Origin of the sequence: Sedimenticola thiotaurini (assembly GCF_001007875.1) — a bacterium.
In the GTDB taxonomy this organism is placed as follows: domain Bacteria; phylum Pseudomonadota; class Gammaproteobacteria; order Chromatiales; family Chromatiaceae; genus Sedimenticola; species Sedimenticola thiotaurini.
In genome coordinates, this window is the sequence record NZ_CP011412.1 from 2,713,593 (window position 1) to 2,729,441 (window position 15,849).

Here is a 15,849-nt window from a genome sequence, read left to right on the forward strand (position 1 = left end):
ACAGCCGGCCACACACTGCTATCCTCTTAAACAGCCAACCAGAGGATGGAACATCAACATGGATATTGTTTCGCTGGTCAGGGATACGCGCATTCAGCGGATACTGTCTCACCCCGAAGATGACAGCAGCATCTGGCAGCGTGCACTGCAACGCCTGCTCGCTGCCGACATCGAACTGACCCGGCAATCGGCCGGTGAATCCGCCATCGCCGCACTGCAACGGCTGATGATTTTTCTCGGTTACTCCACCGCCGCCAGCGGCGCCTTTCTGATCGACGGCGACTTTGGCCGGGGCACCAACCGGGGCGTCGCCCAGTTCAAGTACGATCACGGTCTTGGCGGCAAGCCGGACCGTGAACGGCTCTGTTACCCCTGCCGGTGGAACAACGCCCGGCGCCTGATCGACAGCATCCCGGAGACCAGCCTGGACCAGGCCACATTGCAGGCGATGTTGCAGACCGCCTATCAGCGCTGTGAGCAGAACCAGGTCATGTGCGGCGATGTGGAGCTGGCGATCTTCCATCTCAACGCCCTGCATAAACACCGCTTTCTCGATTGTCGCGCCATCCTGGAGCGCTACGGTGACGCCGCCCTGACCGCTGCACGGGCGCAGCAGCAGAAGGGCATCCAGATCCGGCCGGAGTGGATCCTGTCCATCATCCGCCAGGAGACGGCGGGGATCATTCGACCGCGCTTTGAACAGCACTACCTGTCACGGCTCAACCAACGCCACCCCGATAGCGACCTGGAGGAGCTGCGCATGCAGTCCATGAGCCTGGGACTGGGCCAGATCATGGGGTGTAACTATGACGCTGTGGGCGCCCCGGATGCCCGCGCCCTGTTTAGCGCGCCGGTGGATGAGCAGGTGGCTTTCGTGGCCCGTTTCCTGAAGCCGCGCCAGGCAGAGACCGGAAAAGGTCAGCCCGATGAGGCCGATTTTCACCGGGTGGCACGCTTCTACAACGGGCCCAAATATGCCGCCCATCACTACCACGAACGGCTGGCCCGCTGGTTCAGGGAGTTCCGTCTCCTGCTCGGCTGACGCCGGCCCGACGCAGCCGCCCCAGGCGCAGGAACAGGCGATCGAACAGCCCCAGGTGCAGGGCCGGAATAATCCAGCCCACCAGGCCGATCCCCACCCCGATCGCGGCCCGGCGCAGAATCGAGCGCAGTCTGAAGAACTGCATGATGCGCTTGCCGAAACGCTGGCCAAACAGCGCCAGCACCAGGTAACCGGCCAGCAACATGGCCAGACCGGCAGCCAGGTTGCCCAAGGTCAGGGTGCGCTCCAGCCAACCCAGCAGGGCCTGCATGGTGGCCGTCTGCATCAGGCTCATGGAGGGATTGTTCAACAGCCCGGAGATGAACCAGTAACCGACTCCCGCCAGCAGCAACACGCCCAGCAGAATCGCCAGCACGGTCAGGCCGCCATGCAGCCGCCACACCTTGAAAAACTTGAGATGGGAAACCCCCAGGTGACGATCCAAATCGCTGGCCGCCAGACCGGGCCCGGCGGCGTCGCCGGCACACATCGCCCCGTCCAGTTGACGGAATGCCCACGGGTGGGTCCGATCCCGCACCAGCGGAAACGCCTGCAGGGAATCGGCTGCGTCACACATGGCGTGGTAACCACTGTTCATCAGGACAAAGGCTTCCACATCGGTAAAGGAGTCCAGATCGGTGCGTACGGCAGCCAGGCGCTGCTGTATGTCACAGCGGATGCCGTAACTGGTCAGGGAGATCCGGTCCGGCGCTTCGGTGGCGACGCCACTGCCCTGCCAGTCCACTTCACTGCCCTCCAGGCCCTGGGTCAGGTGCACATAGGTCATGCCCTTCAACTGCACACTGGCTGCCCGCATGTGCAGGTCTTCATATTCACTGCCGCGAATACGCCCCATCATCACCGACATACTGCGCAGTACCGGCCCCAGGATCCCGCCGGCGGGATCGTCGTCCGGGCTCAACTGGCCACTGGCGTCGCTGATGATCATCACGGCGCAGTCCTGCTCGGTGAGCGCCGCCACCCCCAGGTTGTCATACACGCCCCCATCCACCAGCCGGATATTGCGCCGCGCGTAGAGTCGCGGCAGTTCAATCGGCTCAAACAGCCCCGGCACGCAGGAGGAGGCCGCCACCGCATGACCCAACCGATAGTGGCGATAGCGCGGCTCCGGTGCCTCCTGGTAGTAGAGCCGGCGCAGACGGGGACTCTTATCGACGGCCCGGTTGACGATATTGGGTGACTCGCCCATCCAGCTGACGGTGAACTGCCACAGGTGGCCGGTGTTCAGGGTGGTGGCGTTGAGCACCAGTTGGGGAATCTTGTGGCAGCGGCGCCAGTTCACCTCGCCGGGGCGAAAACCGTCCGCCTCATCCGGCGGCTGAATGAACAGCCGGTCCAGAGTGCGGGCGGCCGGGGCATCATCATCGACCCGGCTGTAGAGCTGTTTTTCGTACAGTTCGCCCAGGTACTCGGTGCGTGAATAGGTGGGCAGAAACAGCATCTTGAGATTGGCCCAGGGGTTGGCCAGCACGCGCATGCGCAGGTTCTTCTGCACCCCGTCGAGAAAATCATCGATCAGCTTCTCCACCAGGTCGAGATAATCCTGGTGGCTGATCTGCTCATCCCGCAGGCCCTGTCGCACACCACCCGTCGGGTGTCGACCAAACTGCATCAGGCGGCGTAGCTCCAGGTAGTAGTGAGCACCCACTATGGATCCACCGGAGACACAGGAGAGCACCTCCAGATGGCGCAGCATGTCCAGCTCGGCCAGCCGGGCCAACACCCCCAGGTGGTAGAACGAGGCCCGGAAACCGCCGCCGGAGAGGGCCAGTCCCACCTTGCCCAGGGCCAGGGTCTGCATGGCCCGGCTGCTGGACTCCCCCAGCAGGGCGACGATGGCCCGCCAGGCATCGGAATTGTGCAGCCGGGCCGGATCATCCGTCGGCGACTGCATCTGCACCAGATGGACCAGCTGCTCCACCGTACTCTTGCGCCACCAGTCCGGCACCCCATCCAGTTGCGCCGCTCGCTGCAACAAACCATCGGCCCGGTCCGGCTCCCCGGCCCCCAGACAGGCCTCCGCCAGGGTGACCAGCAACCAGTAGTCCTGCTGGCTTGTCTGGCTGGCCGGCGGCAACCGGGGTTCCAGAGTCTCCATAACCTGCCGACGGATCAGCTGTGCGTCCCGGCGGCGTGCCCGGGCGCTTTCAGTGGCCCGCTCTCCGGCGTCGGCCCGGCCCTCCAGCCAGGCCAGCACATCCTGTATATAGGCGGTATTGATGGCGGTGTAGCCGCCATCATCAGACACCCCGCACTCGAAGCCACGCCGATAGTAGTGCAGCGCCTGCTCCAGCCACTGACGCCGACTATCAATCCGCCAGCGCCGCTTGTACAGTGCACCGACCAGGCCAAGGGTCTCCTGGTCTTCGGTGTTATGCAGATCAAACTCCGCTGCCAGCAGTGCCTGGGCCTGATCAAACGCGCTCAGCTGGAGCAGCGTATCGTCCTTGTAGGTCGCCAGCGCCAGCGCCTGTACCAGGCGCACCCGGTCGGCACGCTGGATATCCGTGCGCGCCAACACCTTCAGCAACAGGCGCCTGGCCCAGTAGTGCATATCGATCCCGATCAACTCCCCGGCGAGCCGATCCACCTCATCAACTGCCATCGCCTGGCCGCGCAGCACTGACTGCACCCGGCCCACCAGCACCGAACTGATCGCCTTACGTTTTTCCACCCTGCCGCCCCCCTGTTTGTCGGCGGACAACCGCCCCTGCTACCGGTTGTCCGCGCCGTCGCTAGGCTGAGTATAGTCAAGCAGCCATCCCCCCACGGCGGCGCCGCACCGGCACCCGATCCGTGGTCTACAATTTTCACTGAGGTGCCCGGCATCACAGCCAAGTGAGCCCGGTGATGGTCCATGGGACGGGCATTCTGATTCAACGCGTCAGGTTACAGAAGGAGTGCGTCATGTTTTGCCCGGAGTGTGGAACCGAGAACCCAGATAACGCCCGTTTCTGCGGCAACTGCCGGCATCCGCTGGCCACTGCATCAGACACTCCGGCCAGCCAACCCTCCCCCCCGGTAGTGGAGATAGACAGCGATCCGGCCGCCGTTTCCGACGGTTTGAAATACGGCATTCTGTTCGGCACCCTGTTCATTCCGTTCCTCGGCCTGATCATGGGCATCGTCTACCTGCTCCAGGACAGTACGGAGGCGAAAAAGGCGGTGGGCAAACTGTGGCTCTACACCAGTATCGCGGTGATGATTTTCTATCTGGCCTTCAGCGGCGAATTCTAGCGGCGCGGAGACCATCCAGCGATGAGCACCCTGCCCGCCTTCATCACCCTGCAGCGAAACAAGACCAGCTCCAACCAACTGCGCCGGTTCAGCATCACCCTGGACAACCAGCCGGTGGGAAAAATCGGCGCGGGCCAGACCAAGCGCTTCAGGCTCGCCGCCGGTTCCCACCTGATCGGAATCCGGCTGGACCTGTACAAAAGCAAACTGCTGCAGATTCACCTGGCCCCCAACCAGACCCTGGCGCTGGTGTGTGGCGATCGTTCACCAGAAAACCTGAAGGAAGTTTTCACCTTGAAGGGACTTGAAAAGTCGCTCAACTCGGTGATCAAACCCAGCCAGTACCTGTACGTGGAGCCGGCCGAACAACAGCCTTCTCCGCCACCCGCAACAGCAGCGGCTGAACGCCCCCCCGCCAAGGCGAAATCAGCCAAATGCAGCGGGGCTATTTTTATCTCTTACCGCCGGGAGGACAGCCGGGAAATCACCGGCAGAATCTGCGACCGCCTGAATGGAGAGTTCGGCAAGGAGACCATTTTCCGGGACGTGGACTCCATACCCGCCGGGGTCGATTTCCGGGACCACATCAACAACACCATCGGCCAGTGCCAGGTACTGCTGGCCATCATTGGCACTCGCTGGCTGAACGCACAAAACGCAAAAAGTGAACGCCGGCTGGAGCTGGACAGCGACCCGCTGCGGGTGGAGATCGAAACCGCCCTGCAGCAAAAGATCCCGGTCATTCCCGTGCTGGTCAAAAACAGCACCATGCCGGATGCGGATGAGCTGCCGCACAGCCTGCAACCGCTGGCCTATCGCAATGCCATCATCATACCGGGCGAACCCTACTTCCATAACGGCGTTGACCGTTTGATTGAGGAGCTGGACCGGAATCTTGCGCCCGACAGCGCCCTGCGACGTAAAAAGCAGCCCGGCTTCTGTATCCACTGCGGCGCCGAACTGATTGCCGGCAACCGCTACTGTATCCAGTGCGGTCAACCCGCCGAGGGCGCGCCTAACGCACCGTAATGGTGACCACTTCCGATGCCACGGGGGGATCATGCGGCACATGGGCCTGGTCCCCCAGGATCAGCTGGAGTGTATGCACACCGGGCTCCAGGGTCAGTTCGGTCTCCGTCTGACCGCCGCCAAAGTGTTGAATATCACCCCCCATCGGCTGATCCAGCGTCGGCATCCCTGTGCCATCCACCAGCAGATGGTGATGCCCGGTGTTCGGCTTATCCGTACCGGCCGGTGCCACCCCCATCCCCTTCAAGCCAAAATGGACTGTAAAAGTGGTGGGCACCGTATCACCATCCATCGGTGAGATGATGTAGACCGACGCACCCGCCGGTGATGGGGTGCGGGCCATTGCCGCGAGAACCGGCATGGTGATCAGTAACAGGAATAGCAACCGTGAGAATAGACGCTTGTTCATTGAATCGCTCCTTGATGACAGGCTGGATGAAACTCACCGCCGGGGCACGATCCTGCCTGGGGTTGCTGCGTGCCTGGCAATGGGATTCAGGACGACCACAGAGAGAGCATAGGCAGCAAAGTGCCTCCTGATCACATGGAGAAAGTAAGCCTTTTCCGGCAGCGGGGGAAACGTGAGTCGGGGGCAGGTGTTCGGGGAGTACAACCTGTACCCGGTTAACCGGTAAATTTGAAACTGAGACTGGCTAACAACCGGAAAATTGCCTGGGCCGCATCGGCATCGTTCACCAGGGGCAGGCAGCCCACGCGGTGACGTTTCAGGTAGTCATCCGATGCGAGCAGGGAGACAGCCGAACTGTCCGGCACCAGCAATAGGGAATAACGGGGCGCCGTCTCTGCGTGTTTGATGGCATCCCGGTAGATATGGGCCGACGCCATGGCATTTAGGATACCGCTGCGGGACGCGCTGTATTTACTGTCCAGGCAGATGAACCTGGTGTCTTCCCCATCCGCATATTCCAGAACCAGGTCCGGCCTGCGTTCCCGACTGATGGAGCAGTACCCGTAGCGATTCGGCTGCTCCAGCGCCGGGCAGACCAGCTGGGTATACAACCGGATCGTCGAATCGGCATGCTTTCCCTCAAGGATCATGTCCGCCCACTGTGTCTCAGTCTTCAACTCCCAGTGGTACTCCGGTAGCTGTTGTTCCAGTTGCCGCGCCAGGGAGACAAAGCACCAGGCTTCATAAACCTGCCAGGTTGGCGCCAGGTAGTGTTGCTCGTCATCCGCCAGCCCGGATACACCTTCCCGCAACAGGCGCATGCCCAGCCGGTAGGACCTGTCATAGTGCGGACTGCCGGATATGGCGTTGATGCCCGCCACGCCCGGCTGCACCCTGCTGATGGCATTGAAGGGCGACAGCCGCGACAGCTTCAGGAGCTGTTTCTTGATGTTATTGAGATAGGCAATCCGACGCGGCATGCGAGCCTGCACATCGGTCTCTGTCTCGCTGTTGGTCGCCCCCTGCCGGGAAAACTCCGCCACCAGCCGGGTTGTGAGTCTTAACACAGCATCCAGTTGTTGTGCCAGCAACCGGTTCGCCGGGTGATCCAGTGTCGGTTCGTTGAAAGGGACATTCAGCCGGTTATCGCCCAGGTTCAGATCATCACGCCCCGACTGCTGACCGGCCAGGGCCGCAATCAACTTGGGATTGGCCTCCAGGCGTCGAACCGTATTCACATCCACCCGGCGGGCCAGGTGAACAGGCAGCTGTTCCCGTTGATAACGGTTGCGCACCAGGGGTCGCTCACAGACGGCCCTGAGTGCAGTGAGATAGGCATCAATAAAGCATCTCAGACGGGCATAGCGAATCCAGTGGGAGAGGCCGAGACGGGAGCGACCACCCAGGGCATGTCGGGCGGGTTCACGACCCATCAGCAGCTGCGGGGCGTAGCCGGCGACCTGGGAGATGTACTCGACATATTGCGCACGTCCCGATTTGCTGGATGATGGCGCCACATCCACCCGATAGCGGATAGGTTCGTGGCGATCCGGGAGCTCCAGCTCCACCACCACTTCCCCGGCGTAGAAACCGGGCGACCAGCACCAGTATTGACGATGGGCATCCATCGCCACCGGGGCATCGTCGACGAACAGGCGGGCGTCTGGGGTATTCACCCGGATAAGGTACTGTTGCTTCTCCTCCAGGCCACCCAAGGTGCAACCGGGTGTGAGCAAGCCCACCGGGGTCAACACACCCTGCCGACTGCAGAAGAGCTCCAGTTGCGTGTTCAACGCCAGAATCTCATCATCCCGGTATCGGTCAGATCCGCCTGGAGTGTCTTCACCTTGTCACGGCTGCGCTGAAGACCATGCGTTTGCAAAACCGTAATGGTTTTTTGCAGGGCTTCATGGAGCCTATTGCTCTCCGACCCTCTCAGCTTGGGGAGCACACGGGCGTAGACCACATCATCCAGTGCGCTGATCAGATCGAAATCGTTGCCCTGGCTGGCCAGCGCCAGGTACGAGAGCACATCCTCCACGGTGCGCCAGCCAAAGTGCAGACGCTCCGGGGCCAGGGCTTGCAGCAGATCCCCCAGGCAGGCCCGGACAATCGCAATATCCGCCGGGTTCAGGCCATGGTTCTGCCAGCGGGGATAATCGTCCAGATTCACATGCCAGAACTCCAGGGTAAAGGCGCGATCCAGCACCTTGTCCGACAGGCCGTGGGTGGTCTCATCCATGTTCACCGTGCCGATGAAAGCGACGTTGGCCGGATAGGCAATAGTACTGGGGACCCCGTCAAAAGAGTCTCCCTCATTGTGCAGCCGCAGCCGTTCTCCCGATTCCATTGAAGAGAGTACCGGGGCGAAGTATTGCTCCGGGTGCGACAGGTTCATCTCATCCAGGATGACGGTAAACGGCTGATCCGGGTGCCGGGCAGCAGTGAGTAAAAAATCCAGCAGGGGTGGCCGGACATAGCTGTCCGGCATCAGGGGATTGATATAGCCAAACAGGGGCGCCGGATCGTACCAGCCGGGCTGCACCGCCTGGATGAAAACGTTCTTCTCCGGGTTGTCGATAAACTGTGCCGCGATGGCGCTGGCATAGCGCCGGGCCAACAGGGTCTTGCCCGACCCGGAGAGTCCGGCCAGGATGGCAAAGTGACGCCGCGGATTGGCCCAGAGGCCGATATGGAGCTGCTGCACCAAGGATGGTAAAAATGCTGCCCCCTGCACAACCGCCTCTATCAACACACCCTGATCCAGTTGGCCTACATCTAGTTGCGCCTCGGTCAGCGGGGTATCAATCACTTCGCCATTGTCGAGCGGTTCAAGACATTCCGGTTGCCATTTAATCTCTCCGGCCCATGACTGGCCGCTCCCGGTCAGGCTATAGACACCCAGGCCATCAACCTGCATCAAACCGAAATCACGCAGCCACTTCAACATGGCGCGGGGCGCAAAATCACTGGTCCAGCCCGGATTGACCTGCTTGAGCAGCGCCAGCAATTCACCGGTAGAGAGGGGCTCTTTTGCTAACGCCACCAGCACATGATCCACACCCAGAATGCGTGTCAGGAGTGGCGGGATCAGCTCTTCCGCCTCCCCGGTCTCGATAAAGAGTTCTCCCCGGGGCGTGGGCGAAACAACCCCATCCACCTCCTGAATAACATAGAACTCGTTCTTGAGAATATTGATCAGCGTTCGCAGAGAGCTGTCCCGGTGATCGGGAAACTCCGCGCGCAGGAAATCCAGCAGATCCTCCCGTGTCACTCCCTCCATCACGAAACTGAGTGCGCTGGCGAGCGTATCCAGTCCTCCCCGAATACTGGTCAAGCCCTTGCGGCGCTGTGCTGCGGGTAAGGGCTTGAGATCTGGATCTTGGACAATTTTTGTGTCGTCAGGGGGTGATCCATGTTGGGTGTCCGCATAATCCACGTAGATAAACCAGCCATAGGTCATCCGCGCGGCAAGCTCTTCCGGAGTATCCCCGTAAGGCCCGAGCAGCTGATCAATACGTTCCCGTATCTCCACTTGGCGTTGTACCGCGCCCGGCTTTTTTCGTTTCCCAAACAGGGCGCGATGACAAGCCAGTGCCTTCTGTCTATCCGCAACGGTGGTGATATAGCGGGGAAACAGCGCCGCCAGCACGCGAAATATTTTTACGTGGGGGGTCCGGTTGGAGAACGCCTTGAGTCGTTCAACAATCTCATCATACAGGGCGCGAAGCCGCGCTATTCTGGCCTGGGAAGTGTCGCCCAGCGGCTTGAATGACTCTTCTGCCAGCCAGGCACGGAATCCGGGGTCATCAATGGCCGCGCTGATATCCACCGTGCCCATGCCCACACTACTGACCGGATTGTCCTCCCAGATGCGCTGATGAAACTGTTTGGTTTTACGGCTCTCCAGATCCGCCTGCTGTATATCGGCAAGGAATTGTTCGAGCCCAGCGAGCCAATCGGGTCGTCTCTCCGCTGGATTGATGGATTCGAGCACCTTTTTCAGTTGATCATCCTGTGTGAGATCGGGCGTCATAATTTTTAACCGTCTATTGTTGATGTCATTACCGTCGCTGCTTAACACCGGAGGTAATCATCAGTTCGTGGTCCCGGCTCAATGGCCGGGTGTAGCTTCCGTTACGCCTTGACAATTCGTTGTCTCTGGTCGAGCTTCCCGCGCTTTTTTCAGGCCGTGCGTTTCCTGCGTTTTCTCTTCTACGGTTGGATCCGGGGGTGGTGTAAATGGTCCAGGTTTGAAGCTTGCGTCCGGTTGGCCAAAACAGTGGTGATACCAGAGTGCCAGATCACGGGCCATTTTCAGCCCATCCATGGCCTCTTTGTGCCGGGTTCGAAACTGATGGGTGGCCCTGTTTCCTTCTACCCGCAACGTATGGAACAGTTCCCGGATGGTGGGGTCGAGCCGTATCTGCCGGTGCAGTCTCCCGAGCAGGTCGGCTTGGGTGGTGGTCTCGTCAAACTGCACACCGGAGCGGACGGCCAGATCCTGCGCCAGCGCTTCGCCAAACTGTCGGAGCTTGATCAGGGTGGTATTGGGATCGCTCGCAAACGCACCTTCCGCCGCAGCGACAAGCTGTAGAAATATCGGATCATATTCAGCCAGAAAACTGAAATTAACTGAGTCCGGGTTCGGTTCCATCCAATCAGTCTGTGCGCATATTTGTGGTTAGTCTTGTTTTGCGATCCAGTGGAACAGGTTCGATACTTCCGCTCGCTGATACAGGCATGTTGATCCTAAATATCAACATTTCCCTGCAAAAGCAATTCACGCCAGTCGCTGTAAACAAAAACAGTCCAAAACATTCATCCCATGCTTTCCAGAAAATCCCTCGGTGACATGGACGTATCACCGATGAATCACATCAAACTGGTTTTTCTCCCCGCTATGGCATTGCAACCACCCGCCCGGCTGGTACATTGATAACCGCTCAGTAACGCAACAAAAGGAGTTTGTTGACCATGAGAATCCCTGCCCTCTCCTGCCTGGTAAAAACGGCCTGTCTGGTCTTGCTGCTGTTGCTCTGTGGTTCCACCCTGGCCGGTGCACCCCGCTTGATGCTGGCCACACCCTGGCAACCGGGCGACGATCCGACCGGTTGGTGGCTGAGTGAGAAATACGATGGTGTGCGTGGTTACTGGAACGGCCAGCAGATGTTGAGCCGGGGCGGCGCGCCTATCATCCTGCCGGCCGCGTTTCGGACTGCCCTGCCGCCCTTCGCCCTGGATGGGGAGTTATGGGCCGGGCGCGGCCGCTTTGCAGAGACACTATCCACGGTGCGGGACAGCCAGCCCGGTCCCGGCTGGGAGAATATCCGTTACCTGGTTTTTGATGCACCGGAGCAGCCCGGCCCGTTTGAAAAACGGATCCGCAGGGTGGAACAGTGGTTGGCCCGGCAGGACCCGGTCTACGTCGCCCTGGCGAGCCAGACCCGTTGTCTGGGCGCGACCCATCTGGAACAGGTACTGGACAGCATCGAGGCCCAGGGCGGCGAGGGGGTGATGCTGCGCGCTGCGGGCTCCCCTTACCAGTCAGGCCGCAGCCCCTATCTGCGCAAGTACAAACGCTTCGACGATGCCGAGGCCAGGGTGGTGGGCTACAACCCCGGCCGGGGCAAGTACGCCGGCATGGTCGGCTCCCTGAATGTGGAGCTGCCGGATGGCACCCGCTTTGCGGTTGGTTCCGGCTTAAGCGATGCAGAACGGCGCAACCCGCCACCGATCGGCTCCCTGATCACGTTCAAACATCACGGCTGGACGCGCCACGGCAAACCGCGCTTTCCCACCTTCTGGCGCATTCGCCCGGCGGACAGCGCGGCCGGAGGTGCGCAGTTTCCTTAACGGTTCTGCTCAGCTACTCCCACTCCAGCTCGGTATAGACCTGTTGGGCATTTCTGCCCGCCAGGGTTTCGTGATTCAGCAGGTAGTGATAACGGGACTGGTCAATGGAGCCGATTTCAGAGATATCGCCCCCATCGTCATAAAACCCGGTGACCTTGTTGCGCAGAAATTTCAGGTAACCCAGGGTATCGGCATTGGCCTTCTCCAGGGTGGCGGGGTGACCATGTCCGGGCACCACCACCTTGGGTGAGAAGGCCGCCATGGACTGGTAAACCTCGATCCAGCTCTTGCTGTTGGATTGGCTGCCCACCCCCAGCATGCGCTCCACGTAGACGATATCGCCGGTGAACATCACCTGCTGTTCAGGCAGCCAGATATAGCTGTCACCCGGTGTATGGGCCTGCCCGGTATGGTAGATCTCAAACTTCACACCACCGATTTCCAGACGGAGTTCTTCATCGAAGGTCTGATCCGCATGCTGCGCTTCTGTGCCGGCCAGGCCGGCCTCACCCACCAGGTTACCCAGCATAATAAACTGATCCCGACTGCGCGCCTGCTGATCAGCCACCGCGTCCGCACTGGCCACAATCCGGGCACCCTGTTTTTTGAAATAGCCGTTGCCGAGCCAGCGATGATCCTGTCCACCGCTGTTGATCACGGTGACCACCGGCTGATCGGTCACGGATTGAATCACCTGGTGAATGCGTTTCGCCCCCTGGTAGGTGCCACCGGAGTCGATCAGTACCACCCCTTCGGAGGTGACCACAAAACCGAAAGTGGCGTTATTACCCAGGTTTTCCGGGGAGCGGTTGCTCAGTTCACCGACAATGGCATAGACATTGTCGGCGACCTTCTGCAGGGCCAGATCAGACGCCGCGCCGGCCTGAACGGATAACAGAAGCAGTGCACAAGAGAACAACAGACGGTAGACATTTTTCATATTGTAGGGACCTTTTTTTGTTGACTACACAGGGTCTTTGTCGGGCCATTTGGGCATGCACGGGGGGTGGAGTCAAGCCCGGGGCGGGCTGCGGGGAGGGTCGGGGGGAAACGGCAGGCCCCGTTACAGGGGGCTGCCCGGCGCTCTGCCCGCCCTGTCCTGTCTGGCAGGAGGGCGGGCAGACCGGCGGTATTGTTCAGCGCGAAAGTGGTGTCACTCCTTCAGCCGTTCCGGGTGGTCTTCGGCCAGGTAGGCGCGCTCCACTTCGGTCAGCTCGATACACTCCACGCCGGTGATCATGGTCTTGATGTAGTGTGTGGGGGTCTTACCGGTGGTGGTCATATAGATATGGATAATGACAAAGGTGACCATCAGGAATGCCGCCGCGGTGTGCAGGAAGGCGACCACGAACAGGGCATCTGCCGCACCGGGGATCTCGTTCCAGAGATCGTACAGCAGGTAGATGATGCCGGTGATCCAGAGTGCCGGCCCGATCAGCACCATGAAGGTGAGATAGGCCAGCCCCTGCAGGGCGTTCTGCTTGCGCCGCAGGGTCTTTTTATGCGGATGATCGGCTCCAAACAGAATTCCCCAGGCGTAGTAACGGATCACCGCAAACAGCCCCTTGGTGGTGGGCATGAACTGGCGCCAGTTGCCGGTGGTGAAATTCCAGAAAGTGGTGAAGATCCACAATACGATCAGCGCAATGGCGGCGTAGGTGTGCAGCATCACCGCCTGGTCGAAGCGCAGCAGATCGTGGGTGCCATGCAGCCCGAAGCCGGTAAACGCCAGCATGAAGATCAGCAACGCCTGGGTCCAGTGCCAGAACCGTTCATAACGGGTGTAGATGGTTACCGCGTGTTTCTCTCGTTTTGCCATGTCCTTTACTCCTTGTCCCGGCAGTGTTCCGTGACCCGCTTCTTGCACATCACGAACCGTATCAGACCGTGCACAAATGCCACCAGCAGTGCACCGATCACAGCCATGTAGCCGAGTATGTCGAGCCAGCCAAAGCCATCACGGCCCGGCATGTAAAAGCCCTCCAGTTCACTGAGTCGTCCATCCTCGGCGTGGCACTCGCCACACTTCACTGCATCCTCCTTGGGCGCCACCATGTGGGTGATCGGCCAGTAGGAGACGGTGGGGATGAAATCGTATTCACCGGAGTAGGGCTTGCCGTTCTTCTCCATGCCCACCTTGATGGCTCGGGCAAAATCGTAGTTCCCCCAGAATGCATCCGAATCGTCACCCCACAGGTGCATGTACACCAGGGTGTTGTTGCCCTTGTCGTAGGGCTGGATCGTGTTCATCACTTTAAACGGCCAGATACGGGAGTCCGGATCGTCGTAAGCGCCTTTGAAACTGTTGATCGCTATCGGTGCCTTGTCCGGGACGAACTGGGTATCGATAGTGGTGTAGTCCATTACCCCATCGAACCAGGCGTAGGTGGGTTTCAGGTTCTCGCCATACTTGAAATTGCCCTTGATCGACTTGTAAGTGGCCCGGTGCTCCCCATTACCCTGGGTGTAGTCCTTGATATTGAAACCTTCGCCATCCTTCAACTTGCCGGCAGAGCGCCAGTCCCAGTCGATCTTGGTGGCCACACCACCCCGGGCAAAAGTCGGGATATGGCAGGTCTGACAGGCCACCCGGTCGGTGTGGCCGTTCAGCTTCAGCGCCTTCAGGTTGTTGCCGGGATGGGGCGAATTGCCGTGGCAACTCTCGCAGGTGGCCACCTGGCGGCGCTCGCCCGGTTTACCAGTGCCTTCCGTATCCCGCGCCATCATGTTGTAGCGGCTGCCGGACCACTGGTGGCCCTCGCCCTGGTGACACTCCGTACAGCTGAAGTTGAGCCCCTGGGCATCCATGTGCACATCCAGCGCCTTGTCCGGATGTTTCAGGGAAGAGTCCAGATCACCGTGTTTTACCCCGTCACCACCACCGCCGTAGAAGTGGCAGGTACCGCAGTTGGAGCGATCCGGCAGGGCGACGCTCTGGGCCACCTTGGTCCACTCGATCGGCGGCCGGTCCACGAACATGCTGGTACAGGCTTCATTGCCCTGGGAGTTTGGCGTGCGGTAGTAAGTACCGGTCGAATCATGACACACCAGGCAGTCGATCTTGGTCTGGTCGGTAAAATCAAAGCTCTCATCTTTCCAACCGTAGCCGGCATGGCACTGGGCGCACATCCCCTCGTTGCCCCGGGCGTTGGTGCAGAAATTGTTGACCAGATGCTTCTTGCCCAGGGTCTGGCCGGTCACCGGGTGCTTGTACTCCCAGGTCCAGTGGATACCCTTCATGAACTGGTGCCCTGCCTCGTTGTGACACTTGAGGCAGGCCTGGGTCACTTCCGGACCGCTGCTGAACGGCCCCTGCAAGGGCTTGAGCTTGGAATGATCCGTCGTAGAGCTGCTAACCCGGACGGCCGGTTGTGGATCATCCGGCTTCCTCAAGTGTGACTCACTGGTATCCACATACTCGTTTATACCCCGCTCTATCTCTACCGCCGCCTGGGCATCTGCCAACACCAGCGGGGTGAAAAATAGTGCAGCAAGGAGCCAGGCGGTTGTGCCTGCAGTCTGCTTGTTTATGTACATGGTAAATTAATCCCTTAGCTATCTGTCGGTGCCTAAAGCTGTACCGCGCACCTCTTTTCTCTATGAAAACAGAGATGCGCCGCTGGATGCATTGACAAATCGTAATGAATTAAAATTGTGGCCACGTTAGAAATGGCCCTGCCCCATAGCCGGGCCAAATAAAATCCGGTATCGTGAACTGCTCATTTTCAAATCAATTTGGGTAGTGAACCATGAGCAAACCTTTTGTCGCAGTTCTGATGGGATCCGACTCGGACCTGCCGGTACTTCAGTCTACGATGGATGTTCTCAACTCCCTCGGTATTCCGTTTGAGGCCAAAATCACCTCGGCCCACCGTACCCCGGATGTAACCCACGCCTATGTGAAGGATGCGGATGCCCGCGGCTGCGCGGCATTTATCTGTGCTGCCGGACTGGCGGCCCATCTGGCCGGCACCGTGGCCGGTCTGACCCTGAAACCGGTGATCGGTATTCCGCTCGACTCCGGTCCCCTGCAGGGGATGGATGCACTGCTCTCCACCGTCCAGATGCCCGGCGGCATTCCGGTCGCCACCGTGGCGGTGGGCAAACCCGGCGCCAAGAATGCCGGCTACCTGGCGGCACAGATCCTGGCGCTGTCCGACCCCGATCTGGCCGCCCGGATCAGAAAAGACCGGGAAGCCAACGCAACCGCGGTCATTCAGAAAGACGCCAAGTTGCAGGCAACCCTCTAGACCGG

General features: G+C 60.1%; 13 protein-coding genes. 5 read left to right on the forward strand and 8 right to left on the reverse strand.

The window, feature by feature from the left end; translation table 11 throughout:
- The first annotated feature begins 58 nt into the window (after positions 1-58).
- A complete protein-coding gene (locus tag AAY24_RS12475) occupies positions 59-1,042 on the forward strand; it encodes an N-acetylmuramidase domain-containing protein (protein ID WP_046859961.1) in 984 nt (327 codons plus the stop codon).
- Here AAY24_RS12475 and AAY24_RS12480 read toward each other — a convergent pair.
- Positions 1,014-3,737, reverse strand: a complete 2,724-nt coding sequence (locus tag AAY24_RS12480) for a tetratricopeptide repeat-containing protein (RefSeq protein WP_234422172.1) — start codon at positions 3,735-3,737, stop codon at positions 1,014-1,016. The two genes, AAY24_RS12475 and AAY24_RS12480, sit on opposite strands and share 29 nt — an antisense overlap.
- A gap of 233 nt (positions 3,738-3,970) precedes the next feature.
- On the opposite strand from AAY24_RS12480, the gene AAY24_RS12485 reads away from it, so the two are divergent.
- The gene (locus AAY24_RS12485; protein WP_046859963.1) at positions 3,971-4,300 is read left to right on the forward strand and encodes a zinc ribbon domain-containing protein; all 330 of its coding nucleotides are present in this window, start codon (positions 3,971-3,973) and stop codon (positions 4,298-4,300) included.
- A 21-nt stretch (positions 4,301-4,321) separates the two neighbouring features.
- A complete protein-coding gene (locus AAY24_RS18580) occupies positions 4,322-5,329 on the forward strand; it encodes a TIR domain-containing protein (protein WP_052761227.1) in 1,008 nt (335 codons plus the stop codon).
- Here the strand turns inward: AAY24_RS18580 and AAY24_RS12495 are convergent.
- From AAY24_RS12495 to AAY24_RS19700, 4 genes are all read right to left on the reverse strand, one after another.
- Positions 5,316-5,738: a DUF4399 domain-containing protein gene (locus AAY24_RS12495; RefSeq protein ID WP_046859964.1), complete on the reverse strand. Its 423-nt coding sequence runs from the start codon at positions 5,736-5,738 to the stop codon at positions 5,316-5,318. The two genes, AAY24_RS18580 and AAY24_RS12495, sit on opposite strands and share 14 nt — an antisense overlap.
- Positions 5,739-5,953: 215 nt before the next feature.
- Entirely contained in the window at positions 5,954-7,531 is a 1,578-nt protein-coding gene (locus tag AAY24_RS12500; protein WP_046859965.1) for a nuclease domain-containing protein, read from the reverse strand.
- Positions 7,528-9,774, reverse strand: a complete 2,247-nt coding sequence (locus AAY24_RS12505; RefSeq protein ID WP_052761228.1) for an McrB family protein — start codon at positions 9,772-9,774, stop codon at positions 7,528-7,530. The genes AAY24_RS12500 and AAY24_RS12505 overlap by 4 nt, the downstream gene beginning before the upstream one ends.
- A gap of 78 nt (positions 9,775-9,852) precedes the next feature.
- The gene (locus AAY24_RS19700; protein WP_046859966.1) at positions 9,853-10,395 is read right to left on the reverse strand and encodes a DUF4145 domain-containing protein; all 543 of its coding nucleotides are present in this window, start codon (positions 10,393-10,395) and stop codon (positions 9,853-9,855) included.
- A 320-nt stretch (positions 10,396-10,715) separates the two neighbouring features.
- Here AAY24_RS19700 and AAY24_RS12515 point away from each other — a divergent pair, with 320 nt between their 5' ends.
- Positions 10,716-11,594, forward strand: coding sequence for a DNA ligase (locus AAY24_RS12515; RefSeq protein WP_046859967.1), 879 nt, complete (start codon positions 10,716-10,718; stop codon positions 11,592-11,594).
- Between the two features lie 13 nt (positions 11,595-11,607).
- On the opposite strand, the gene AAY24_RS12520 is transcribed toward AAY24_RS12515, so the two are convergent.
- The 3 genes from AAY24_RS12520 to AAY24_RS12530 form a co-directional block, all read right to left on the reverse strand.
- Positions 11,608-12,534 (reverse strand): MBL fold metallo-hydrolase, encoded by a 927-nt coding sequence (locus AAY24_RS12520; protein WP_052761229.1) that lies wholly within the window; start codon positions 12,532-12,534, stop codon positions 11,608-11,610.
- A 213-nt stretch (positions 12,535-12,747) separates the two neighbouring features.
- Entirely contained in the window at positions 12,748-13,413 is a 666-nt protein-coding gene (locus AAY24_RS12525) for a cytochrome b/b6 domain-containing protein (protein ID WP_046859968.1), read from the reverse strand.
- A 5-nt stretch (positions 13,414-13,418) separates the two neighbouring features.
- A complete protein-coding gene (locus tag AAY24_RS12530) occupies positions 13,419-15,131 on the reverse strand; it encodes a tetrathionate reductase family octaheme c-type cytochrome (protein WP_052761230.1) in 1,713 nt (570 codons plus the stop codon).
- A gap of 212 nt (positions 15,132-15,343) precedes the next feature.
- Here AAY24_RS12530 and purE point away from each other — a divergent pair, with 212 nt between their 5' ends.
- The gene (gene purE / locus AAY24_RS12535) at positions 15,344-15,844 is read left to right on the forward strand and encodes a 5-(carboxyamino)imidazole ribonucleotide mutase (protein WP_046859969.1); all 501 of its coding nucleotides are present in this window, start codon (positions 15,344-15,346) and stop codon (positions 15,842-15,844) included.
- Positions 15,845-15,849: the final 5 nt, after the last annotated feature.

Bases quoted from the DNA above. Each gene is read 5' to 3' on its own strand.
- AAY24_RS12475 (WP_046859961.1), top strand. From the start codon at position 59: ATGGATATTGTTTCGCTGGTCAGGGATACGCGCATTCAGCGGATACTG.
- AAY24_RS12485 (WP_046859963.1), top strand. From the start codon at position 3,971: ATGTTTTGCCCGGAGTGTGGAACCGAGAACCCAGATAACGCCCGTTTC.
- AAY24_RS18580 (WP_052761227.1), top strand. From the start codon at position 4,322: ATGAGCACCCTGCCCGCCTTCATCACCCTGCAGCGAAACAAGACCAGC.
- AAY24_RS12495 (WP_046859964.1), bottom strand. From the start codon at position 5,738: ATGAACAAGCGTCTATTCTCACGGTTGCTATTCCTGTTACTGATCACC.
- AAY24_RS12505 (WP_052761228.1), bottom strand. From the start codon at position 9,774: ATGACGCCCGATCTCACACAGGATGATCAACTGAAAAAGGTGCTCGAA.
- AAY24_RS19700 (WP_046859966.1), bottom strand. From the start codon at position 10,395: ATGGAACCGAACCCGGACTCAGTTAATTTCAGTTTTCTGGCTGAATAT.
- AAY24_RS12515 (WP_046859967.1), top strand. From the start codon at position 10,716: ATGAGAATCCCTGCCCTCTCCTGCCTGGTAAAAACGGCCTGTCTGGTC.
- AAY24_RS12520 (WP_052761229.1), bottom strand. From the start codon at position 12,534: ATGAAAAATGTCTACCGTCTGTTGTTCTCTTGTGCACTGCTTCTGTTA.
- AAY24_RS12525 (WP_046859968.1), bottom strand. From the start codon at position 13,413: ATGGCAAAACGAGAGAAACACGCGGTAACCATCTACACCCGTTATGAA.
- AAY24_RS12530 (WP_052761230.1), bottom strand. From the start codon at position 15,131: ATGTACATAAACAAGCAGACTGCAGGCACAACCGCCTGGCTCCTTGCT.
- purE (WP_046859969.1), top strand. From the start codon at position 15,344: ATGAGCAAACCTTTTGTCGCAGTTCTGATGGGATCCGACTCGGACCTG.